Source organism: Amycolatopsis heterodermiae (genome assembly GCF_034929455.1).
Classification (GTDB): Bacteria; Actinomycetota; Actinomycetes; order Mycobacteriales; family Pseudonocardiaceae; genus Amycolatopsis; species Amycolatopsis heterodermiae.
The window spans coordinates 1-21,118 of record NZ_JAYFSI010000001.1 but is presented as its reverse complement, the minus strand read 5'-3'; the positions used below and the strand labels follow the sequence as shown (position 1 = coordinate 21,118).

18 protein-coding genes are annotated in these 21,118 nt (G+C 71.6%); 10 read left to right on the top strand and 8 right to left on the bottom strand.

Annotated elements, in window-relative coordinates; all coding sequences use genetic code 11:
• The first annotated feature begins 237 nt into the window (after positions 1–237).
• Positions 238–1,203 carry a hypothetical protein gene (locus tag VA596_RS00090; protein WP_323322281.1) on the top strand — a complete coding sequence of 322 codons (966 nt, stop codon included), beginning with the start codon at positions 238–240 and terminating at the stop codon, positions 1,201–1,203.
• Here VA596_RS00090 and VA596_RS00085 read toward each other — a convergent pair.
• Positions 1,196–3,931, bottom strand: a complete 2,736-nt coding sequence (locus tag VA596_RS00085) for a tetratricopeptide repeat protein (RefSeq protein WP_323322279.1) — start codon at positions 3,929–3,931, stop codon at positions 1,196–1,198. The two genes, VA596_RS00090 and VA596_RS00085, sit on opposite strands and share 8 nt — an antisense overlap.
• A gap of 342 nt (positions 3,932–4,273) precedes the next feature.
• On the opposite strand from VA596_RS00085, the gene shbA reads away from it, so the two are divergent.
• Positions 4,274–4,924, top strand: coding sequence for an RNA polymerase sigma factor ShbA (gene shbA / locus VA596_RS00080; RefSeq protein WP_323322277.1), 651 nt, complete (start codon positions 4,274–4,276; stop codon positions 4,922–4,924).
• Between the two features lie 3 nt (positions 4,925–4,927).
• Here the strand turns inward: shbA and VA596_RS00075 are convergent, their stop codons facing one another.
• Both VA596_RS00075 and VA596_RS00070 read right to left on the bottom strand, forming a co-directional pair.
• Positions 4,928–5,230: a cupin domain-containing protein gene (locus tag VA596_RS00075; RefSeq protein WP_323322275.1), complete on the bottom strand. Its 303-nt coding sequence runs from the start codon at positions 5,228–5,230 to the stop codon at positions 4,928–4,930.
• A 476-nt stretch (positions 5,231–5,706) separates the two neighbouring features.
• Positions 5,707–8,859, bottom strand: a complete 3,153-nt coding sequence (locus tag VA596_RS00070; RefSeq protein WP_323322273.1) for a BTAD domain-containing putative transcriptional regulator — start codon at positions 8,857–8,859, stop codon at positions 5,707–5,709.
• A 91-nt stretch (positions 8,860–8,950) separates the two neighbouring features.
• Between VA596_RS00070 and VA596_RS00065 the strand changes: the two genes are divergently transcribed.
• The 3 genes from VA596_RS00065 to VA596_RS00055 are packed head-to-tail and all read left to right on the top strand — an operon-like array spanning position 8,951 to position 10,189.
• Positions 8,951–9,820 (top strand): alpha/beta fold hydrolase, encoded by an 870-nt coding sequence (locus VA596_RS00065; protein WP_323322271.1) that lies wholly within the window; start codon positions 8,951–8,953, stop codon positions 9,818–9,820.
• Positions 9,821–9,824: 4 nt separating this feature from the next.
• Positions 9,825–10,046 (top strand): VOC family protein, encoded by a 222-nt coding sequence (locus tag VA596_RS00060; protein WP_323322269.1) that lies wholly within the window; start codon positions 9,825–9,827, stop codon positions 10,044–10,046.
• Complete coding sequence (locus VA596_RS00055; RefSeq protein ID WP_323322267.1) at positions 10,046–10,189, top strand: VOC family protein; 144 nt, start codon at positions 10,046–10,048, stop codon at positions 10,187–10,189. The genes VA596_RS00060 and VA596_RS00055 overlap by 1 nt, the downstream gene beginning before the upstream one ends.
• A gap of 95 nt (positions 10,190–10,284) precedes the next feature.
• Here VA596_RS00055 and VA596_RS00050 read toward each other — a convergent pair whose 3' ends face one another.
• Complete coding sequence (locus VA596_RS00050; protein ID WP_323322265.1) at positions 10,285–10,650, bottom strand: RNA-binding S4 domain-containing protein; 366 nt, start codon at positions 10,648–10,650, stop codon at positions 10,285–10,287.
• Positions 10,651–10,779: 129 nt separating this feature from the next.
• Between VA596_RS00050 and VA596_RS00045 the strand changes: the two genes are divergently transcribed.
• The gene (locus tag VA596_RS00045; RefSeq protein WP_458363997.1) at positions 10,780–12,414 is read left to right on the top strand and encodes a GMC oxidoreductase; all 1,635 of its coding nucleotides are present in this window, start codon (positions 10,780–10,782) and stop codon (positions 12,412–12,414) included.
• 30 nt (positions 12,415–12,444) lie between these two features.
• Here the strand turns inward: VA596_RS00045 and VA596_RS00040 are convergent, their stop codons facing one another.
• Positions 12,445–12,930, bottom strand: a complete 486-nt coding sequence (locus VA596_RS00040) for a carboxymuconolactone decarboxylase family protein (RefSeq protein WP_323322263.1) — start codon at positions 12,928–12,930, stop codon at positions 12,445–12,447.
• The gene (locus VA596_RS00035) at positions 12,927–14,003 is read right to left on the bottom strand and encodes an NAD(P)H-dependent amine dehydrogenase family protein (protein WP_323322261.1); all 1,077 of its coding nucleotides are present in this window, start codon (positions 14,001–14,003) and stop codon (positions 12,927–12,929) included. Before VA596_RS00035 ends, VA596_RS00040 begins: the two co-directional genes overlap by 4 nt.
• 117 nt (positions 14,004–14,120) lie before the next feature.
• Here VA596_RS00035 and ilvD point away from each other — a divergent pair, with 117 nt between their 5' ends.
• Complete coding sequence (ilvD, locus tag VA596_RS00030; RefSeq protein WP_323322259.1) at positions 14,121–15,812, top strand: dihydroxy-acid dehydratase; 1,692 nt, start codon at positions 14,121–14,123, stop codon at positions 15,810–15,812.
• On the opposite strand, the gene VA596_RS00025 is transcribed toward ilvD, so the two are convergent.
• Together VA596_RS00025 and VA596_RS00020 are read right to left on the bottom strand one after the other, a co-directional pair.
• Entirely contained in the window at positions 15,791–17,167 is a 1,377-nt protein-coding gene (locus tag VA596_RS00025) for a class I adenylate-forming enzyme family protein (RefSeq protein ID WP_323322257.1), read from the bottom strand. The two genes, ilvD and VA596_RS00025, sit on opposite strands and share 22 nt — an antisense overlap.
• Positions 17,168–17,183: 16 nt before the next feature.
• Positions 17,184–17,597, bottom strand: a complete 414-nt coding sequence (locus VA596_RS00020; protein ID WP_323322255.1) for an SsgA family sporulation/cell division regulator — start codon at positions 17,595–17,597, stop codon at positions 17,184–17,186.
• Between the two features lie 390 nt (positions 17,598–17,987).
• Between VA596_RS00020 and sigK the strand changes: the two genes are divergently transcribed.
• Genes sigK through VA596_RS00005 form a run of 3 tightly spaced genes read left to right on the top strand, consistent with a single transcriptional unit; the run spans position 17,988 to position 20,903 of the window.
• A complete protein-coding gene (gene sigK, locus VA596_RS00015; RefSeq protein WP_323322253.1) occupies positions 17,988–18,584 on the top strand; it encodes an ECF RNA polymerase sigma factor SigK in 597 nt (198 codons plus the stop codon).
• A complete protein-coding gene (locus VA596_RS00010; RefSeq protein ID WP_323322251.1) occupies positions 18,581–19,303 on the top strand; it encodes an anti-sigma factor in 723 nt (240 codons plus the stop codon). The genes sigK and VA596_RS00010 overlap by 4 nt, the downstream gene beginning before the upstream one ends.
• Before the next feature lie 19 nt (positions 19,304–19,322).
• Positions 19,323–20,903, top strand: a complete 1,581-nt coding sequence (locus tag VA596_RS00005) for a molybdopterin-dependent oxidoreductase (RefSeq protein WP_323322249.1) — start codon at positions 19,323–19,325, stop codon at positions 20,901–20,903.
• Positions 20,904–21,118: the final 215 nt, after the last annotated feature.

Here is a 21,118-nt window from a genome sequence, read left to right as displayed (position 1 = left end):
GCAGCACTCGGCAACACGGGAACGCCCGTGGTCTTGTGGTTTTTGCCGCGGAATCACTGCGGCTCACCAAGAATGCGGCCGTCTCGAACGGCTCGACAAGGAGTTTCCTGTTTCCGCTAACGTGAGGAAAGGAAACCGCGGGATAACGATCCGTATGCCGTACCATGATCGACTGGACATGGGCCGCGGTGCTGACGAGTATTGACCCCCGTGCGCGGAACGGCGAGGGGAGGAACGGTGGTCCTCAGAGCGGCGGATGTAGTCGGCGAGCTGAAGATTCTCCGTAAGGGGAGGGGAATTTTCACCACACCACTCGGCGATCGGGTCGGGCCGGCGCTGCGCGCCATATGTGGCATTCTGGAAGATGACGACCAGGCCGAGATGCAGCGTAAACTGTCGGGCCGTTTGCGGCCCCTCGTGGAAGCGCTGCCCGAGGACCTGAAGGTCGTCCTGCTCGCCGCGTTCGCGCTGCACGAGATGGCGCGGAAGCCCTTCTACCAGGAACGGGTGCGGTGGGCCGCGATCACGCTCCAGCGCGACGACCGGACGGTCCGCCGTCGCATCGACGAAGGCATCGAACAGATCGCCGCAATGGCGGTCAAGGTGGTCGAGCCCGATCCCGGGCCGCGCTATCCGAGCCGCAGTTGGCACACCGAAGAACTGCGGGTGGCCTTGACGCTGGGGCAGCCGGCGGCCGAGGCGTTCGAATTCCGGCGGGTGGTCGCGGACGCCGACGAAATCACCGAGCTGGATCTGGCGCTGACGCTGAGCGCGGCCGCCCAGTCCGGCGAATCGGTGCACGAGTCGGATCTGCAGGTGGACGTCTTCCACGGCGGTGTGCTGACCAGCCGGGCGATGGAGTCGAGTGACCGGATCGGGCTGGCGTTGCGGTTGCCCGAACCGCTGCGGCGCGGTGAGCAGCACGAAATCGCGTTGCGGTTCCGGGCGAGCATCCGCGAACCGCACTACGTGTGCGTGCCGCGGCACCCGTGCGATCTGTTCGACCTGCACGTCAAGTTCGGCGACCGGGTGCCGGAGCACATCGTGCTGCTGGAAAAGGCGTTCCAGGACGACGCCCGCGACACCTCCGCGCGGGGGACGGCGCTGACCGCCGACGACTCCGGTGAGGTGCACGTCCGGTTCCGGAACCTGGCGCCCGGCTTCGCCTACGGGATCCGCTGGCGGCCCGCGGACGTCAACTGACGTCCGCGCGGCCCGGCCAGATCACCCGCTCGACGGTGAAAAGCGCGGACACGAACGGCTGAGGCAGCCGCACGACCTGCTTGGCCGCCTGGGCCTTGGCGGCCAGTTCCGTGCTGACGCCGGGCGCGTCGGCGACGTCGCGGGCGGCGCCGTCGACGAGTTCGGTCGCGCGACGGCGTGGGCCGTCGCTCAGCGCGAGCGCGATCCCGAGGTCCAGGCGGGTTTCGAGGGTCTCCGGGTGGGTCCGGCCGAGCAGGCGGATCTGCGGTTCGAGAACGCCTTCCAGCAGCTCGGCCTGGCGGCCGAACTCGCGCAGCTGCCCGTGCGCCAGGCCCATGCCGTGCCGGATCCGGTACCGCAGCGGGTGATCCCCGCCCAGCACCCGCAGCACGACCTGCTCGGTCGCCGACAGCACGGCCAGCGCGCGTTTGGGCTGGCCGAGCGCCAGCAGCGCCCGGTCGGCGATCCCGGTCGCCGTCAGGGTGAGCGGGTTTTCGGTGCCGTAGCGCCGTGCGTAGCCCTCCGCGAGCTCGCGGAGCGCGGCCGCCGAACGTTCCCAGTCGGCCGGGGCGGCGCGCAGGTCGGCCAGGTCGAGGGCCAGCATCGCGTCGGCGCGGACCAGCTCCGCCTCGGTGCAGCGGGCGTGCCGGTCCCGGCCCGCGGCGTGATGAGCCGTGACGACCTCGCCGGCGACCTCCCGCGCGCGCCGTGGCTGCCCGGTCAGCTGCAGGCTTCGCGCGTACTCGAGGCGGAGGTCGCCGGGCGCGTCCCGCACCTCCGCCAGCACCGGTTCGAGGAGCGCGACGGCGTCCCGCGGCCGGCCGCGGAGCCGGTGGGCGCGGGCCGCGGCGGCGGCGAACCGGTAGCGCTCCTCGCCGTCCTCGGGCAGCCGGTCACCCATGGGGCGCCAGAACGTCCGGTCGGCCTCGGCGTAGTCGCCCTGGCAGTCGAGGGCCTGCGCCGCGGTCAGCCCGGCGGCGTGCAGCTCCGCGTCCCCGTCGGCCAGCGCGAGCGCCTCCCGCGCGTGTCCGATTGCTTCCGCGTACAGGCCGCAGGCGATTTCGACGCGGCCCGCGGCGGTGTAGTCCGCCGACGTCCCTTCGCCGGTCGAGAGGAGCACGGCGTGGACCTCGCCGGCCGTGGCCGGGTCGCCCTGGGCCTCGTACGTGGCCGCGATCGGGCGCAGCAGCCGCACCCGGTGGGCCGGTGCGCTTTCGGCGACGACGCGGGCGTGCTGCAGCAGGAAGTCGCGTGGTCCCCGGCCGTCGGCCAGCCAGCCGAGCAGGACCTCGGCCGCGCGGGCCGGGAGGTCGCCCGGTGCGGGGTCGGTGCGTGCGACCTCGAGGGTGAGGGCCTGGAACCGCAGGTCGCCCGCGTTTTCGGTGGCGAGACCGCGGGTGACGAGCTCCGCGGTCGCGTCCTCGATCCCGCCCAGCACCTCGGTGGCGAGCGCCAGGGGGATCGGGACGGGTGCGAGCACCGTGCCCAGCCGGACCAGCTCGCGCGCCCGGCCGCCGAGCACGGCGAGCAGGTCCCGGACGGCCTGCGGCGCGGTGTCGGGCAGGGCGTCCAGCACTTCGCCGGTCACCGCGCGGGACCGGTGCCGGACGGTGAAAGCGGTGGCCCGCAAGGTGATCGGGTGGCCGTCGCAGCGGTCGGCGAACCGCAGCACGGCCGTGCGCTCGACGTCGTCGACCGGCTCGCGGAACTCCGAGAACAGCCGCACGCCTTCCTCGGGCGTGAGGCCGGTGAGCTCCACGGTCGCCGCGGCCCACGGGCCGGCCCGGCCGGTGACCAGGGTGCGGACGTGGTCGCTCGGCAGCACGAGCCGGTCGAGGACCGCGGGTGGCAGCCCGGCGGGGACGTCGTCGACGAGCACCAGCACCTTCTCGCGGGCCGCGGCGATCCGGTCGGCGAGCAGGGCGCGCAGGCGGTCGAGGTCCAGGCCGGACACGTCCGTGCCGAGCTGGTCCGCGACCGCGCGCGCGAGCCCGAGGTGGAACTGCGCGAGGAAGTCGTCCGGGTCGTGGTGGCCGAACGGGCCGGTCCGGATGACGCCGCCGGGGAAGGCGTCGTCGAACAGGGCGGCGTACCGCTCGGCCAGCACCGTCTTGCCGACGCCGGGCAGCCCGTGCACGACGACCATCGGCCGTGCGCCGGTGGTGCTGCCGGGGAAGAGGGCGCTGTGGACGGACCAGAGCGCCGGGTAGCGGCCGACCGGCCGGCCCGGAACCGGGCGTCCGGTGGGTGCCCCGAGCGGGCCGTCCGTCGCGGCCACTTTCCGGCGCACCTTCGCGACCAGGTCGGGCAGGTTCGCCGCGGTCACCGGGCCGGTGAAGAACCGCGTGGCCGCCAGTTCGGCCGGGGCGACGTGCGCGGTACCGGATTCGGGATTGAGCACCAGCACCCGGTCCGCCGGGTCGCCGTGGCGCCGGGCGGCCGCGAACGCCGCCGTCAGTTCCCATTGGCAGGCGTATCGGGTCGGCAGAAGGCGGGAATAGCAGGCGAGAAGCACGCGGGAACCGGCGATCGCGTCGGCGATTTCACCGGTGATCTTGTCGAAATCGTCGATTAGACCGGGCCGGAAAACGCGCAGCCCGGCGGCCAGCAGGGCTTCTTCGATCCGTTCGGCCGCCTCGTCGTCCGGGGCGGCCCGTGGGGAACAGAGGAACACGTCGAACCGATCCGCCGTTCGGGTTGCGGGCAGGCCGGGATCGGGATCCGTCATCGGGCACACTCTCCGGTGGCGTTCAATGGGTGATCATCGGTTCAGGTCCTGGAAGTAGGGGACATTCACGGGCGGAGCATCGTCGCGGGGCGCGATTTCGCTACCGGTTCCCGCGATACGGCGTGAACTGTCAAGAATCTGACCAGTGCGCGCGCCGGTGGTGACCGGCGAGTAACTTTAGTGGGCCGTTTCTGGTTAACGGACAATATCTGGACAAGAAGCCCGGCCGTGCAACGTTGCTGGTCAACGCCTCGATATCCGATTGCCGGAACAGAAATCGGGTTCCTGCGCAGAACGCTTTTCCGCCGTCGGCGGGGCGGTGGCGGAACGAGGAGGGAACCCATGGAAACCATGGCGTCGGAGACGGTCCCGGCGGAAGAAGTCGACGGGTACACCGTGCTGAGGGAGCTGCCCCGGCCGGAGGGGAAGCTGACCAAGGAGGACCTCGACCCGGTGGTCGCGGCGGCGCGGACCGGTGACCCGGAGGCGATCCAGGCGCTGCTGCGGCTGATCAGGCCGACGGTCGCCCGCTACTGCCGTGCGCGGATCGGCGGCCGTGACCTGTCGTACCTCTCGGCCGACGACGTCGCGCAGGAGGTCCTGCTCGCGGTGCTCAAGGTGCTGCCGGGCTACCAGGACCGCGGCGGCTCGTTCCTGTACCTCGTGCGGGCGATCGCGGCGAACAAGGTCGCCGACGCGTTCCGCTCGGTGGCGCGCGACCGCTCGAAGCCCGTGTCGGAGCTGCCGGACCGGCCGCTGGGCGGCAACGAGCCGGAGAACCACGTGCTGGAGATGGACCTCGGCGCGCGGCTGGGCCGGCTGATGGCGGCACTGCCGCCGCTGCACCAGGCGATCCTGTCGCTGCGGGTCGTCGTCGGCCTCTCGGCGAACGAGACAGCGGAAGCGCTGGGCATCTCCGCGGGCAACGTCCGCATCACGCAGTACCGCGCGCTCACCAAGCTGCGCGGCATGATCGGCGACGGCGAGGTCTGAGCGTCACTCCAGCCATTCGGTGACGAAGTGGTCGTTCTCGTGGATGTGCACGGCCTCGTAGACCCCCGGCCCGAGCACGGCGAACTTGTGCGGCGTGCCGGCCGGGACGACGAGCACGTCCCCGGCCCCGCCGTCGCGCTCCTCGTCACCGATGGTGAACCGGGCCCGCCCCCGGATGATGACGAACGTCTCGACGTACGGGTGCCGGTGCAGCCGCGGCCCGGACCCGACGACGTCGCTGCTCTCGCGGATGACGGAGATCCCGGACCCGACGTCGCGCCCCTCGAAGTTCTCGCTGTCGCTCACCCTGACCAGGGTAGGCGCGTCACCCGGCCCGCGGCGCGAGTTTTCGTGTACAGCCGTGTCGACCCCCCAATCACGTGAGTTGGCGTCCCAATCACGCGAGTTGGCGTCCCAGTCACGCGAGTTGGCGCCCAATCACGAGTCGACCCCCCGATCACGAGTGTCGTCCGTCTGGGTACGCGTGTCGTCCCTTCGGGTGCGCGAGTCGGCCGTCCGGGTACGCGAGTTCGCCGCTCCGGTACGCCGGGCTTGCGTGATCGGCCGCGCATCTCGCGTGATTGGGGAGGCATCTCGCGTGATTGGAGGGGCATCACTCGTGATTAGAGGGACGACTCGCGTGCCTGGGTGGACGACTCGCGTGCCTGGGTGGACGACTCGCGTGCCTGGGTGGACGACACGCGTACCTGGCTGGACGACATGCGTGCCTGGGTGGACGACACGCGTACCGGGATGGACGACTCGCGTACCTGGCGAGGCGGTTAGGTGAGGGACTTGATCCAGTGGGGGGCGTTGCAGCGGCGGGCGAGTTCCAGGGCCTTGCGGTAGTGGGCCGTGGCGGGGAGGCCGAGGGCGGTGGCCAGTTCGCCCAGGTAGAACGCCACCGGGCGGAGGGTCAGCAGGCCGCTGCCCGCGCCCGCCAGCTCGGCCTCCGCCGGGAGGAGGGCGTCGTAGAGCGTCTGCATGGTGGGGACGTCGCCGGCGGCGATGGCTGAGAGGGCCTGGAGGCACAGGCGGGCCTCGTACAGCAGGTCGTGAGGGGCCTCGCCGAGGTGGTAGTCCACTGTGGACTCGCCGCGGTGGCACAGCAGGGCGAAGTCGAGGAGGCCGTCCTCCAGGCCGGTCATGCCCGTCCCCGGGAGGCGGGCCGCCGCCGCGCGGAACCGGGCCTCCGCCGCCGGGTCGCCGGTGATGCTCGCCCGCAGCGCGCCGTACCACTGCGTGAACACGCCGACCAGCGGCAGGTCGTGCACCTCCGCCAGCCGGTCGGCCGCGGCGGCGTGGGTGTCCGCCGCGGGAAGGTCGGCGAGCGCCGAATACGCCTGGACCAGCACCAGGTGCCCCAGCACCTCGAACGTCACCAAGCCGTGTGACGCGGCGACGTCGACCAGTTCACGCCCGATCCGCGCCCGCTCAGGAGCGAGGCCGGCCCGGTCGAACGCCTGCATGAAACGTGCGTTGAGCGCGAACGCCAGCAGCGCCGGATCACCCAGCTCCCGCGCCAGGGCCTCGGCTTCCCGAGCCGCCTCCCGGCCGCGGTCACCGCCGGTGTTGCGCAGCTCCAGCGCGAGCGTCGCGAGCAGCCGCGCGCGCTCGGCGCGCCGCTCCGGCGGCAGTGCGACCAGGGTCTTTTCGGCGACCGTGACGATCCGTGCGGCCAGCTCCGGGTCGTCGTTGGCCGTCCAGATCGCCGGGACGTCGAAGGCGCCCAGCACCGACGCGGTCAGCAGCGGGTCGCCGAGCGTCTCCGCCAGCGTCACGGCCTCCGCGCGGTGCTCCCGCGCCTGCGCCAGGTCACCGGTGACGGCCAGCGCCCGTACCAGACCCATGATCAGGTCCAGCCGCTCGCGGACGTCGTCGCCGGCGCGGTTCAGCGCGGCCCGCCACAGCCGCGCCGCCTCGTGCGGCGCCACCCGGCGCTCGGCGCGTTCTGCCGCCTGACGCGCGTAGCGCACGGCGGACGGGCTTTCGGCGAGCAGGAAGTGGTGGGCCAGCGCGTCGACGTCGTCGGGCCGCAGCCGCTCCAGCGCTTCGCCGGCGTCGGCGTGCCAGCGAGCCCGGCGCGTGCGCGAAAGGTCGTGGTACAGCGTGTCTCGCACCAGGTCGTGCGCGAACCGCACCCGCCCCGGCCCGGGCTCGACCAGGAACCCGGCCCGGACCGCCGCTTCGACGTCGTCGAGAACGTCGGCGTCGGCGACCGAGGCGAGCAGGCCGAGGTCGACGTCCCGGCCGAGCACCGACGCGCGGCGCAGCACCTCCTGCGCGGTGGCGGGCAGCCGGGACGTCCGGTGGCGGACGACGTCGCGAACGCCGGGCGGCACGTCCGCCGACGCGTCGGTGTCGAAGAGCCGGGCGAGCTCCCGTACGAAGAACGGGTTGCCGCCGCTGCGCCGGTGGATCGCCGCCGCGGCCGGGCCGGGGACGTCGCGGCCGAGCGTCGCGCGCACGAGGTCGCGCACGTCGTCCGCGGGCAGCCCGCCCAGGTAGACGCGCGCGGGCTCGGCGCGGGCGACGCGGCCGAGGAACTCCGCCAGCGTGGCGGGCAGATCGGTGCTCCGATGCGTCCCGACGACGAGCACGTGCCGCACGGACGGGTCGGCCACGACGGAAGCCAGCAGGGTGAGGGTTTCCGCGCCGGCCCACTGGAGGTCGTCGAACACGAGCAGCAGCGGTGCGGCACGGCCAAGGGTGGTGAGGTGGGCGGCGACGGCCTGGTGCCGCCGGAACCGCGCCGCAACGGGATCGGCCCCTGGCTCGGGATCGAGCGAGGGCGCGCGACTCGATGAAACCGGCTGGGTTGGGGTCGACTCGCCACCCGAAGCCAGTTGAGGCGCGGTCGACCCGCCTCTTACGGCCGGATCGGCTGGGGTCGGCCCGGTGCCCGCGGTCGACCCGCCGCTCGGGGGCGGGTCGCTGGTCGTCGGTCGCCCGGCCAGGCCTTCCAGGATTCGGGTCCACGGCCATACCGGCGGTAGGCCCTCGTCGTCCGGGCTGGCGCCCCAGGCTGTTCTCCAGCCCTGGGTGGCCAGCTGGGCCGCGAAAGCCTCCGCCAGTGCTGTCTTACCCGCGCCTGCTTCGCCCGAGATCAGGGCCAGCCGTAGTCGGCCGGCGCGTGCCGTGGATGCCTCCGCTGACAAAAGCGCCAGTTCGTCCGCGCGGCCCACCAGGTGCGGTGCCAAAACCGGCAAAGCGATCGGGACCTGCGCCAGGACGTCGGCCTCCGCCTGCCGTAGGCCGGGGCCCGGGTCGACGCCCAGTTCGGTGGCCAGCAGTCGCCGAGCGCGGCGCAGGGCGCCCAACGCGTCGCCCTGTCGTCCGGCTCGGTAGAGGGCCAGTGCGAGCAGCCGCCAGCCTTCCTCTCGCAACGGCCAAGTCTGGACGTGCGCTTCCAGGTCCGGGACGGCTTCGGCTGCGCGGCCCAGCTCCAGCAGGGCCGACGCCCGCCGCTCAACCGCCAGCAGCCGTAGCTCCTCCAGGCGGTTGATCTCGCCGCGTGCCCAGGGCTCTTCCGCGAACTCCGCGTACGCGGGGCCGCGCCACCGCCCCAGCGCTTCGTCCACTTGGGACAGTGTGGCGCCGGGCGCGGTCACCGCGGCCTCGAAAGCCCAGGCGTCGACGGACTCCGCGCGCAGCGCGTACCCCGGTCCCGACGTGACCAGCACCGTGGCCGGGGTCCGCGGCGGCCGGGCGGGTTCCAGCGCGCGGCGCAGCGCGGCGACGAACGTCTGGAGCGCGCCGACCGCGCCGTCGGGCGGGTCCGGCCACAGGTCGCCGACCAGGACGTCCACCGGGACGACCCGGCCGCGCGCGATCAGCAGCCGCGCCAGGACCGCCCGGTGCCGCGGGCCCTTGAGCGCCAGGGGACCCCGCTCGTCCTCGGCCACGAGCGGACCGAGCACGCCGAACCAGACCATGCACGCACTGTAACGCGCTCACCCGGCGCTGACCGGACGCTGATCGGCCTGACGCAGGCTCAAGAGACCAACCACCCGCGAAAGGACCTCCATGCCGATCCCCGGATTCGACTACCAGCGTGTCACGGTCGGTGACGACACGGCCCTGAACGTCGCCGTCGGCGGCTCCGGTGCCCCGATCGTGCTGCTGCACGGCTTCCCGCAGACGCACCTGATGTGGCGGCACGTGGCCGCCGACCTCGCCGCCGACCACACCGTCCTCGTTCCCGACCTGCGTGGTTACGGCGACAGCGACAAGCCCGCGGACACCGGTGAGACGTACTCGAAGCGCACGATGGCCGCCGACGTCGTCACCCTCGCCCGCGCCTTCGGGCACGAGCGGTTCGCCCTCGCCGGGCATGACCGCGGCGCGCTGGTCGCCCTCCGCGCCGGCCTCGACCACCCGGACGCCGTCTCCCACCTGGCGATCCTCGACGTGCTGCCGACGCTGGACATGTGGGACGTCCTGCACGGCGTCAGCGCGGCCGTCGCGTTCCACCTCTACCTGATGGCCCAGCCGCCGGGCCTGCCCGAGACGCTCATCGCCGGCGCGCCCGACGCGTTCTTCGGGCACTTCCTCGACGCCTGGACGCTGGCGCCGGACGCGATCCCGCCCGAGGTCCGCGCCGAATACCTGCGGGCTTCCCGCGAGGCCGTGCCGTCGATCGTGGCCGACTACCGGGCGAGCGCGACGATCGACGTCGAGCACGACACGGCGTCGCGGGCGGCCGGCGACCGGCTCGGCATGCCGGTCACCGTGCTGCAGCAGGACTGGGGCGCCGCCCTCGGTTACGACGCGACGGCGCTCTGGCGCCCGTGGGCGGCCGACCTGCGCCACCGCACGGTGTCGTCCGGGCACTTCATGGCCGAGGAGGCACCCGCCGACGTCGTGAAGGAACTGCGCGCGCTGGTGGCACGCTGAGGGCATGACCTTCGGCCTGCACCACGTCCAGCTGGCGATCGAGCCGGGCAGCGAGGACCGCTGCCGCGAGTTCTACGTCGGCGTGCTCGGGTTGACCGAGGTTCCGAAACCGCCCGAGCTGGCCGCCCGCGGCGGATTGTGGGTGCGGGCCGGCGGGCTGGAGCTCCACCTCGGCGTCGAGGCGGACTTCCGGCCCGCCCGCAAGGCCCACGGCAGCTCTGTCTGATGGACGACCTCGACGCGCTGGCCGCCCGGCTCGAAGCACACGGCAATGCCGTTGAATGGGACGACGGCTTTCCGGGCCACCGCCGGTTCTACACCACCGACTGCCTCGGCAACCGCCTGGAGTTCCTGACCCCGAGTCCGTGAAGGCCACATCGAGGGACTCAGAGTCCCTCAATGTGGCCTTCACGGCTTTTGAGCGGCAGGCGATGCGCGCGGCGCTTTCCCGTGAAAGCGGCGCGTCAGGAATCCTGCGAGCGGAACGCGTCCAGCACGCGGCGCTCCCTTTTGGTCGGTCGGCCCGCGCCGCGATCGCGCCGGGCGACCGGGATCGCCGACTCCGGGGGCGGCTTCGGCGTGCGGTCGACGAAGCACGTCGCGGCGTCCGGCGCGCCGACGCGTTTCTGGATCACCCGTACCACGTCGAGGATTCTGGTCGTTCCGCCGATCCGGAAGCGCACCTCGTCGCCCGGTACCACGGTCGTCGCGGGCTTCGCGGGTTTGTCGTTGACGCGCACGTGCCCGCCCCGGCACGCGGCCGCGGCGTCCGGTCGGGTCTTCGTCAGCCGGACCGCCCACAGCCAGCGGTCCACTCGGGTCGACTCCACAGTCGTCCATCATGGCCCATTCGCGCCAATACTGCGTCGTGCCCGGAGGTTACTCGTGGGTATATGTCGACTTGTCTGTACCTGTGAGCTATAACGTGTTCTAAATCCCTCAACGGTGAGGAACATCTCATGAGTGACAAAGCCATGGGAAGAACAAATTCTGGGGCGCTTTCCCGTCGTCTGTTCATCGCAGGAACAGGTTCTATCCTGGCCGGGGCGGCCCTCGCCGGTCGAGCCGCCGGTGCGACGCCCAGGGCGGCCGGTCCCATCTCCGACGGGGCCCGCGTCCCGGCCCTGGTGATCGGCTCCGGGTACGGCGGCCAGGTCACCGCGCTCCGGCTCGCACAGGCCGGGGTCGACGTCCAGCTGGTTGAAATGGGCATGGCCTGGGACACGCCGGGGTCCGACGGCAAGATCTTCGCCAACACGACCACCCCCGACCAGCGCTCGTTCTGGCTGCGCACCCGGACGAAGCAGCCGCTGTCCAACTTCCTCGGCTTCCCGATCGACAAGGACATCCCGAAGTACACCGGCATCCTCGACGCCGAGGAGTTCGGCGGCATCATCGTGTACCAGGGCCGCGGGGTCGGCGGCGGCTCGCTCGTCAACGGCGGCATGGCCGTGACGCCGAAGCGGGAGAACTTCGGCGCGATCCTCCCGACGGTCGACGCCAACGAGATGTACAACACCTATTACCCGCGCGCGAACGCCGCTCTCGGCGTCGGCCTCATCGACCCGGCCTGGTTCGACTCCGCCGAGTGCTACCAGTACGCGCGGGTCGGCCGGAAGCAGGCGCAGCGGTCCGGGTTCCCGTTCGTCTTCGTCCCGGACGTCTACGACTGGAACTACATGAAGCAGGAGCAGGCCAACACCGTGCCGCGCTCCGCGCTGGCCGGGGAAATCCTGTACGGCAACAACTACGGCAAGAAGTCGCTGCAGAAGACCTACCTGCCGCAGATCCAGGCGACCGGCCGCGTCACGATCTCGCCGCTGCACCGGGTGGCGAAGGTGACACCCGCGTCCGGCGGCGGTTACACCGTCACGATCGAGCAGCTGAACACCACGGGCGACGTGACGGTGACCAAGGTCGTGACCGCGGCCAAGGTGTTCTTCGCCGCGGGCAGCGTCGGCACGAGCAAGCTGCTGGTGAAGCTCAAGGCCACCGGCGCGCTGCCGAACCTCAACGGCGAGGTCGGCAAGAACTGGGGTGACAACGGGAACGTGATGGTCGGGCGGGCCAACCAGATCTGGGACCCGACCGGCAGCCTCCAGTCGTCCATCCCGTGCGGTGGCATCGACAACTGGGCGGCGGGCGGCGCGTTCGCGGAGGTCGCGCCGCTGCCGACCGGGATCGAGACGTGGGCGTCGTTCTACCTGTCCATCACGAAGAACCCGAACCGCGCGCAGTTCAGCTGGAACGCGGCGACGCAGGAGGTCGACCTCAACTGGCAGACCGCCTGGAAGCAGCCGGGCATCGACATGGCGAAGAGCATCTTCGACAAGATCAACGCGAAGGAGGGGACGATCTACCGGACCGACCTCTTCGGCATCTACAAGATCTGGGGCGACCATCTGACCTACCACCCGCTCGGCGGCGCGGTGCTCAACAAGGCGACCGACAACTACGGCAGGCTCGCCGGGTACCAGGGCCTGTACGCGATCGACGGTTCCCTGATCCCCGGCAACACCAGCGTCAACCCGTTCGTCACCATCACGGCGCTGGCTGAGCGCAACATCGAGAAGATCATCGCCACGGACTTCTGACCCGAAGGTCGTGAGGGGCTCGCGAGCCCCTCACGACCGGTGGGACGGGAGGACGCAGGCGACGTCGAGACCCAGGACGTGGTTGAGCCGCCCGAAAGCCAGCCACGAACCGAGGCTCATGCTCAGCTCGACGACCTCCTTCTGGCTGTAGTGCTCGGCCATCCGCTTCCAGAACTCGTCGTCGATGCTGTGGTGGTCGAGCGCGTACCGCTCGGCGTACTCGGCCGCCAGGCGCGTCCGTTCGTCGAAGAGATCCGTGGTGCGCCAGTCGGAAACCGCGTCGGCGAACTCCTCTTCGACCTTGACGCCGTCGCGTTCGGTGCGCCAGTCGAGGCAGAAGACGCAGCCGTTGATCTGCGCGATCCGCAGCCGCGCGGCCTCGAACTCCCGCAACCCCAGCGTGGTGTGCGAGTAGACCGCCAGCGAGAACTGCGAGGCGGCGATCCCGATGCCGGGCACCATCTCGCCCCACACGTACCCGATCGGGTCCTTGCCCTCGGGGATGTCGATGTTCACGAGCGCCTCCTTCCGAGCTTGCCGGCTGCCGGGCGCAGCGGGACGTCGAGTGCGTCGTAGAGGCCGGGGGCCGCGCCGGCCAGCCAGTCGATCGCGCCGACGAGACGGCCGACCGCGGTGGCGTTGCCGCCCGCGGACCGGTTTTCGCCTTCGTCGCTCGCCTCGATGCTGACCTCGATCCGCGGCCGGCCTTCGATGATCACGCGGTGGGCGCCGTCGCCGCTCGGCGGCGTCGGCCAGTCCGGCGCGCACGACGGGTGGATGCGGGTGACGTGCTCGATGACGATCCGCGGCTCGCCGTCGACGATGCCCTGCACCTCGAACCGCACCGCCCCTTGGGTGCCCTTCTCGAACTCACCCATCGTCCGCGTGGACACGGTTTCCTCGAGGGGACGCCGCAGCAGCGTCTCGCGCAGTTCGTCCACCTCGACGCCGAGGCCGCGCGCGATCAGCCGGACCTGCCCGCCCCACACCATCGACGGGACGCCGGTCATCAGCATCGGCGGGTCGTAGTCCATCGGCTGGCCCATGCCGACCAGGTACCGCACCGAGTCGGGCTGCTCGTAGGTCGAGTAGTCGAAGATCTCCTGGCAGCGGATGACGTCGACGTCCGTGCCGAGCCCGCTGATCAGCAGCGGCAGCACGTCGTTGCCCCAGCCGGGGTCGACGCCGGAGACGAACAGCGAGCCGCCGCCGTCCTTGATCGCGGCCAGCACCGGGTCCCGCAGTTCCGGGGGCGCGTTGCGCTGGTCGTAGAGCGGGTAGAGCGCCGGCGTCACGACGATCGCGCCCGCGCCGACCGCGCGCACGATGTCGGCCAGCGCGTCGTCGAACCGGACGTCGCCCGAAGCGGCGTAGACGACCGCGCGCGGGCTCGCCGCCAGCACCGCCTCGACGTCGTCGGTCGCGGTGACCCCCAGGTCGGCGACGCCGGCGAGCGCGCCCGCGTCCTTGCCGACCTTGTCCGGGTTGTGCACCAGCACCGCGGTGAGCTCCAACGCGGGATGGGCCGCGACGGCCCGGATTGCCGCACGGCCGACGTTGCCCGTACCCCACACCACTGTGCCGATCATCTGCCCGAGTTTTCGCCGGTTCGCGAAGGTGCGGGAAGGGAATCGTTCCGGTGAGCGGACCGCGCGGACGCGGGTAGCATGCAGTGCGTCCGAACGTCGTATCGGAGGCCCGCTGAGATGACCATCGACCCGAAGCCCCGCAGCCGCACCGTGACCGACGGGATCGAGGCCGCACCCGCCCGGGGCATGCTCCGGGCCGTCGGGATGGGGGACGGCGACTGGCACAAGCCGATCATCGGCGTCGCCAGCTCGTGGAACGAGATCACGCCGTGCAACCTGTCCCTCGACCGGCTGGCGCAGGCCTCGAAGGAGGGCGTGCACGCGGCCGGCGGCTACCCGCTGCAGTTCGGCACGATCTCGGTGTCCGACGGCATCTCCATGGGCCACGACGGGATGCACTTCTCGCTCGTGTCGCGGGAGGTCATCGCCGACTCCGTCGAGACGGTGATGCAGGCCGAACGGCTCGACGGCTCCATCCTGCTGGCCGGCTGCGACAAGTCGCTGCCCGGGATGCTGATGGCCGCCGCCCGCCTCGACCTGGCGTCGGTCTTCCTCTACGCCGGCTCGATCGCGCCCGGCTGGGTGAAGCTGACCGACGGCACCGAGAAGGACGTCACGCTGATCGACGCCTTCGAGGCGGTCGGCGCGTGCCGGGCCGGGCGGCTGAAGAACGCCGACCTGGACCGCATCGAACGCGCCATCTGCCCTGGTGAAGGCGCTTGCGGCGGGATGTACACGGCGAACACGATGGCGTCGGCCGCCGAGGCGATGGGGATGAGCATGCCGGGGTCGGCCGCGCCGCCGTCCGCGGACCGCCGCCGGGACAACTACGCGCACCTGTCCGGCGAGGCCGTGGTCGGGCTGCTCGAAAAGGGCATCACCGCCCGCGACATCCTGACGCGTGAGGCGTTCGAGAACGCCATCACCGTCGTCATGGCGCTCGGCGGCTCGACCAACGCCGTGCTGCACCTGCTCGCCATCGCGCACGAGGCGAAGGTCGCGCTGGACCTCGACGACTTCAACCGCGTCGGCGACCGCGTCCCGCACCTGGGCGACCTGAAGCCGTTCGGCAAGTACGTCATGAACGACATCGACCGCCACGGCGGCATCCCGGTGCTGATGAAGGCGCTGCTCGACGAAGGCCTGATCCACGGCGACGCGCTCACCGTCACCGGCAAGACCGTCGCCGAGAACCTGGCCGAGCTGGACCCGGAGCCGATCGACGGCGAGGTCCTGCGCAAGCTGGACAACCCGCTGCACCCGACCGGCGGCATCACCATCCTGCGCGGCTCGCTCGCGCCCGAAGGCGCCGTCGTGAAGTCCGCGGGCTTCGACACGTCCAACTTCGAAGGCCCGGCGCGGGTGTTCGAGCGCGAGCAGGAGGCGATGGCCGCGCTGAACGAGGGCCACATCGAGGCGGGCGACGTCGTGGTCATCCGCTACGAAGGCCCCAAGGGCGGGCCGGGGATGCGCGAGATGCTCGCGATCACCGCGGCGATCAAGGGCGCCGGGCTCGGCAAGGACGTCCTGCTGCTGACCGACGGCCGGTTCTCCGGCGGCACCACCGGCCTGTGCATCGGCCACGTCGCGCCCGAAGCGGTGGACGGCGGCCCGATCGCGTTCGTCCGCACCGGCGACCGGATCGCCGTCGACATCAAGGCCCGCAGCATCGACCTGCTGGTCGACGCCGCCGAGCTGGCGCGGCGCCGGGAAGGCTGGGAGCCGCTGCCGAACAAGTTCCCGGAAGGCGTGCTGGGCAAGTACGCCAAGCTGGTCCGGTCGTCGTCCTACGGCGCCGTCACGAGCTGAGCGAGGGCGCGCTTGTCGACCTTGCCGACCTCGGTGAGCGGCAGTGCGTCGGTGAAGGACACGCTCGCCGGGACGTAGTGCTCCTGGCCGAACGCGCTTCTCGCGTGGGCTCGCACTTCCTCGACGGTGAGCTTTCCGGACGCGACGACGACGGCATGCAGCACCTGGCCGTCCACGGTGTGCCTGCCGAAGACGGCCGCCGCGCGGACCGCCGGGTGCGTCGCGAGGGCGTGTTCGACGACGGTCGAGGGCACCTTGGTGCCGTGCTCGCCGACCACGACGACGTCGTCGACGCGGTCGAGCAGGTAGAGGTACCCCTCGTCGTCGAAACGGCCGAGGTCGCCCGTGCGCAGCCAGCCGGCGCCGACCTCCGGGCCGCCGAGGTAACCGTCCATCATGGACAGTCCGCGCACCTCGACCTCGCCGTCTCCGGTGAGCCGTGCTTCCATGCCGGGCACGATCCGGCCGACCGAGCCGAGCCGTTCCGGATGGCCGACCAGTTCGGCGGCGGAGATGCTGGCGATCATCGGCGCCTCGGTGAGGCCGTAACCCTGGCCGACGACCGGGCCGAAGACGTCGAGCGCCTGCGCGAGCCGGTGCGGCGGCAGCGGCGCGGCGCCCAGCGAGAGGGACCGGACGCTGCTGACGTCGGTGCTCTTCAACGCCGGGTGGTCGAGCACCGCGGCCAGCCGGGGCGGAGTCAGGGAGAGCGTGTCGATCCGGTGCTCTTGAATCGCTTCAAGGACGGCGCCCGCGTCGAAGCCGTCCTGGAGCACCACCGTGTCGCGCCGCAGGAGGGCGCCGAGCACGGTGGCGTTGCCGGTCATGTGCGTCATCGGCGCGACGAGCAGCGTGCGGCCGGGGCCGTCCGGCGACGGCGCGAAGATGTAGGCCATGCCGTCGTAGATGCCGCTGTGGCGGATGAGCTTGGGGGTGCCGGTGGTGCCGCCGGTGGGGAAGAGGACACGGACGGCGTCGGGCGGTTGCAGCTCCCGGGGTTCGCCGTCGACGTCGTCGAGGCAACGGACGTCGCCGTCGGGCCACTCGTGCGGCCGGTCGGTGACGACGGTGGTGACGCCCGCCGCGGCGGCCGCGGCCAGGCGGTCCTGACGGGGTGCCGACGCAGCCACCAGCAGCACGGTCGCGCCGCGCAGGAGCGCCGCGAGCTGGACCAGCAACGTCTCGGGCCGGTTCCGGACGTCCACGGCCACGACATCGACCTCACCCAGGCCGCCGTGCAGCCGCCGCAGGCGGTCCCGGGCCTGGTGGTAGGTCGTGACGCCGTCCTGGCGGAACAGGACGCGGTCGCCGCCGTCGTCGAGCGCGGCCAGGACGGTCGTCAGGAAGAAGCTCACCCGGCGAAGGTACAGCTCAGTCTTGGTAGGACAGCTTCTCGAGTTCGGTGTCGAAGTCGAACCAGTCGCTCTCGCTGCCGGCCGGGATGACCTCGTACGTCGTGTCCAGGAAGGCGGCGATCTCCTTCGCGGGCGCCTCCAGCACGGCGGCGCCGTCCGGGGAGGTCAGCTCGACGGTGACCAGCTCGGGGTTGCCGGCGGGCCCGATGCGCACGTCACCGTCGCCGCAGCGGGCGAGCAGGCCGTCGGCGAGCAGGTCGCGCCCGAAGAGCCAGCGGACGGCACTGACCCCGGCGTGCAGCACGACGGCGACCGCGTACGGGTCACGGGTGTCGTACTCGAGCTCGGCCGGCACCGGCTTCGGCTCCGCCCCGAAGGTGCGGAGGGCGAAGTCGACGCTGGTGCTGGTCACGCTGTGCGGCTCGGCCATGGGGTGGCCCCTCACGTCTCGTCGGTTCTGTCGATCTTGCTCTGGAGATAACCCATGGTGAGGTTAACTCCTTCTCAATGCGAAATTGTTTCACTCCATTGAGGGACCAAGAAGTGCTAAAGGTCACCGTGAGCGTGAAAAAAGGGCAATCAGTAACGCTCTAACGTGAAGGATCCGGAGCGACTTTCACAAATCCGCCAGAGCGGACCGAGCAGGAGCCACCAGGCATTCGGAGCCGCCGGCGCCGCGGATGGGTCCCGGGCCCGGACTTGGCCCGCCCGGGTGGGACATCCCACCTCATCCTCCCGCAGACCAGTCCGCCGCGGCCCCCGGCGGCGAATCCCCCGTACAGGCCGGAGGGCTTGGTGGGTGACGTGGAGGTTGCCGGGGATGGGTGAGCGTGGGCGGCTGCGGCTGCATACGGAAGAGGCTCCGGTGGCCGCGGCCAGTGCCGAAGAACTGCTGAGCCGGGTCGGCGCGGGTGACGAGACGGCGTTCGCGTCGCTCTACGACCTGATCGCGGGTCCGGTGCTGGGGCTGGCCACGCGGGTGCTGCGCAACCACGCGCAGGCCGAAGAGGTGGCTCAGGAGGTTCTGGTGGAGGTGTGGCGCAAGGCCACGAGGTTCGCCCCGGAGCGCGGCAGCGCGCTGTCGTGGGTGCTGATGATCGCCCACCGCCGGGCCGTGGACCGCGTGCGCTCCCACCAGGCCGTGCTCGACCGCGAGGACAAGGTCGGCCGGATGGACGTGCAACGGCCGTTCGACGAGGTCACCGAATCCACCATGGCCAGCCTCGACCAGGAGCGCGTGCGGCAGTGCCTGTCCGCGCTCACCGAACTGCAGCGCGAGTCCATCGTGCTGGCGTACTACAACGGCTACACCTATCCCGAGGTGGCCGAAGTGCTGAAGGTGGCACCGGGCACCGTCAAGACCCGGATCCGGGACGGGCTCATCCGGCTGCGCGACTGCTTGGGGGTGGATCGATGACTGCCGAGCTGCACACGCTGACCGGCGCCTACGCGCTCGACGCGGTGTCCGATGTGGAGCGTGCCGAGTTCGAACGGCACCTGGGGGAGTGTCCCGCGTGCCGCCAGGAGGTGGAGGAGCTGCGGGCGACCGGTGCCCGGCTCGCCGTCGCCGAGGCGGTCGAGCCGCCCGCCGAGCTGCGCGCCCGTGTCCTCGCCGAGGTGACCCGCACCCGCCAGCTGCCGCCCCGGGTGACGGCGGCCGTCGCACCGGGCCGGGCGCGGACCTGGCAGGTGCGTGTCGCCCTGCTCGGGGCCGCCGCGGCAGCCGTGGTCGCCGTCGTGTTCGGCGTGCACACCGCCGCCAGCGACCGGCAGCTCGACGCCGCCCAGCAGGAACAGGCGTCGCTCAACTCGGTGCTGACCGCGCCGGACGCCTCGACGCTCAAGGGCTCCGGCCTGGCCGGCGCGACGCTCGTGGTGTCGCGGGGCCAGGGCAAGGCCGTCCTGCTCGCTTCCGGGTTCCCGGCGCTCGACCAGGGCCACGCCTACCAGGTGTGGTTCACCGGCGCCGACGGCACGCGGTCGGCGGGGCTGATGCAGCCCGAGTCGCCGCACCAGATGCGCCCGATGCTCGCCGCGATCCCGCCGGGCACCGACCACATCGGGATCACCGTCGAGCCCGCGGGCGGATCCGCCGCACCTTCGACGGCGCCCGTCAGCACGATCTCCCTTACGTAACCCCAAGATTGGGCACCCCATGAGCACGTCCACGGCCGCCGCGGCGGCCCCGGCCCCCGGCCGGGCGCCGGAACCCCGGTTGCCCCGGTGGCAGGCCGTCGTGCTCGGTGTCCTGGCGCTCGCGGCGGCCCTGGCGGCGGGACACCTCGTCGCCGGGCTCGTCGGGATCAACGCCTCGCCGTACCTCGCGGTCGGCAACGGCGCCATCGACCTGACCCCGATCCAGCTCAAGGACTTCGCCGTCCGCACGTTCGGCACGTACGACAAGCTGGTGCTGCTGTCCGGCATGGCCGTCGTGATGGTGATCGTGTCGGCGGTCGCCGGGTTCGTGTCGCGGCGCAAGCCGTGGCCGGGCCTCGTCATGATCACCGCGTTCGGCCTCGTCGGCCTTTTCGCGGTGTACGAGCGACCCGACCTCCGCACCGTCGCGCTGCTCGCGCCGTTGGCGAGCCTGATCGCCGGGGTCGCGACGTTCGGCCTGCTGCACCGGCTGGCCCTGCGGGGCGCGGCCGAAACCGTGGCCGAAGGCGGTTCTTCGCGGCGGACGGTGCTGCTGGCCGGGGCCGGAGTGGTTGTCGGCGCGGGGCTCGCCGGGGTCGGCGGGCAGCTGCTGGCCGGCAGCCGCGACGCCGCGTCGTCCCGGGCCGCGGTCGGCAAGCTCGTGCCGGCCCGGACCGCGCCGATGATCCCGGCGGACGCGGACTTCGCGAAGCTGGGGACGCCGGCGTTCCTCACCCGCAACTCCGACTTCTACCGCGTGGACACGGCGTTGTCTCTGCCGCAGGTGCGGACCGAGGACTGGAGCCTGCGGCTGCACGGCATGGTCGACCGCGAGGTGACCTACAGCTACGGCGACATCCGCAACCGGCCGCTCGTCGAACGCACCATCACCATGACGTGCGTGTCCAACGAGGTCGGCGGGACGTACGTGTCCACGTCGAACTTCATCGGCGTCGACCTGGCCGACCTGCTCGAAGAGGCCGGGGTGCGCCCCGGTGCCGAACAGCTCTATTCGACGAGCGTGGACGGCTGGACGTCGGGCAGCCCGGTCGCCGCCGCGATGGACCGCAACCGCGGCGCCATGCTCGCCATCGGGATGAACGGCGAACCGCTGCCGATCGAACACGGTTTTCCGGCCCGCCTGGTGATTCCGGGTTTGTACGGGTACGTGTCGGCGACGAAATGGCTGACCGATCTCGAGGTGACCACCTGGGCCGCGCGCCAGGCGTATTGGCTGAAACGCGGCTGGAGCAAGGAAGCGCCGATCAAGACGGAATCGCGGATCGACACGCCGAAGGGTTTCGAAACCGTCCCTTCGGGGAAGGTCCGCGTCGCGGGAATCGCCTGGGCGCAGCACACCGGCCTCGACAAGGTCGAGGTGAGCATCGACAACGGGCCGTGGCGGGAAGCCATGCTGACCCAGCAGGTCAACCTCGACACCTGGCGCATGTGGTGGGCCGAGTTCGACGCGGCCCCGGGTGGCCACCAGGTCGTCTGCCGGGCGACCGACAAATCCGGGTACACCCAGACCGACATGCGCGCCGGAACCGTTCCCGACGGCGCTACAGGATGGCACAGCATCGCCTTCACCGCGCAGTGAGCCGTGTCACCCGATCGGACCCAATCCGTTTTCGAGCCAGCCCCGAATGACTTACAACAAACAGTTCGGATGAACTGACCAAGCCGCTTAGTGGAGTGATTTTAGTGACCAAGCTTCGTGTCGCAGGAATTGGCGCCATCGCCGTTGCCGCGCTGTCGCTGACCGCGTGCAGCGGCAGCGACACCGCTTCCTCGGGCAGCTCGAGCGCCCCGGCG

Excerpts from the sequence above, each read along its gene's own strand:
- VA596_RS00085 (WP_323322279.1), bottom strand. The coding sequence starts at position 3,931 with ATGACGGATCCCGATCCCGGCCTGCCCGCAACCCGAACGGCGGATCGG.
- shbA (WP_323322277.1), top strand. The coding sequence starts at position 4,274 with ATGGAAACCATGGCGTCGGAGACGGTCCCGGCGGAAGAAGTCGACGGG.
- VA596_RS00070 (WP_323322273.1), bottom strand. The coding sequence starts at position 8,859 with ATGGTCTGGTTCGGCGTGCTCGGTCCGCTCGTGGCCGAGGACGAGCGG.
- VA596_RS00065 (WP_323322271.1), top strand. The coding sequence starts at position 8,951 with ATGCCGATCCCCGGATTCGACTACCAGCGTGTCACGGTCGGTGACGAC.
- VA596_RS00060 (WP_323322269.1), top strand. The coding sequence starts at position 9,825 with ATGACCTTCGGCCTGCACCACGTCCAGCTGGCGATCGAGCCGGGCAGC.
- VA596_RS00055 (WP_323322267.1), top strand. The coding sequence starts at position 10,046 with ATGGACGACCTCGACGCGCTGGCCGCCCGGCTCGAAGCACACGGCAAT.
- VA596_RS00045 (WP_458363997.1), top strand. The coding sequence starts at position 10,780 with ATGAGTGACAAAGCCATGGGAAGAACAAATTCTGGGGCGCTTTCCCGT.
- VA596_RS00035 (WP_323322261.1), bottom strand. The coding sequence starts at position 14,003 with ATGATCGGCACAGTGGTGTGGGGTACGGGCAACGTCGGCCGTGCGGCA.
- ilvD (WP_323322259.1), top strand. The coding sequence starts at position 14,121 with ATGACCATCGACCCGAAGCCCCGCAGCCGCACCGTGACCGACGGGATC.
- VA596_RS00020 (WP_323322255.1), bottom strand. The coding sequence starts at position 17,597 with ATGGCCGAGCCGCACAGCGTGACCAGCACCAGCGTCGACTTCGCCCTC.
- sigK (WP_323322253.1), top strand. The coding sequence starts at position 17,988 with ATGGGTGAGCGTGGGCGGCTGCGGCTGCATACGGAAGAGGCTCCGGTG.
- VA596_RS00010 (WP_323322251.1), top strand. The coding sequence starts at position 18,581 with ATGACTGCCGAGCTGCACACGCTGACCGGCGCCTACGCGCTCGACGCG.
- VA596_RS00005 (WP_323322249.1), top strand. The coding sequence starts at position 19,323 with ATGAGCACGTCCACGGCCGCCGCGGCGGCCCCGGCCCCCGGCCGGGCG.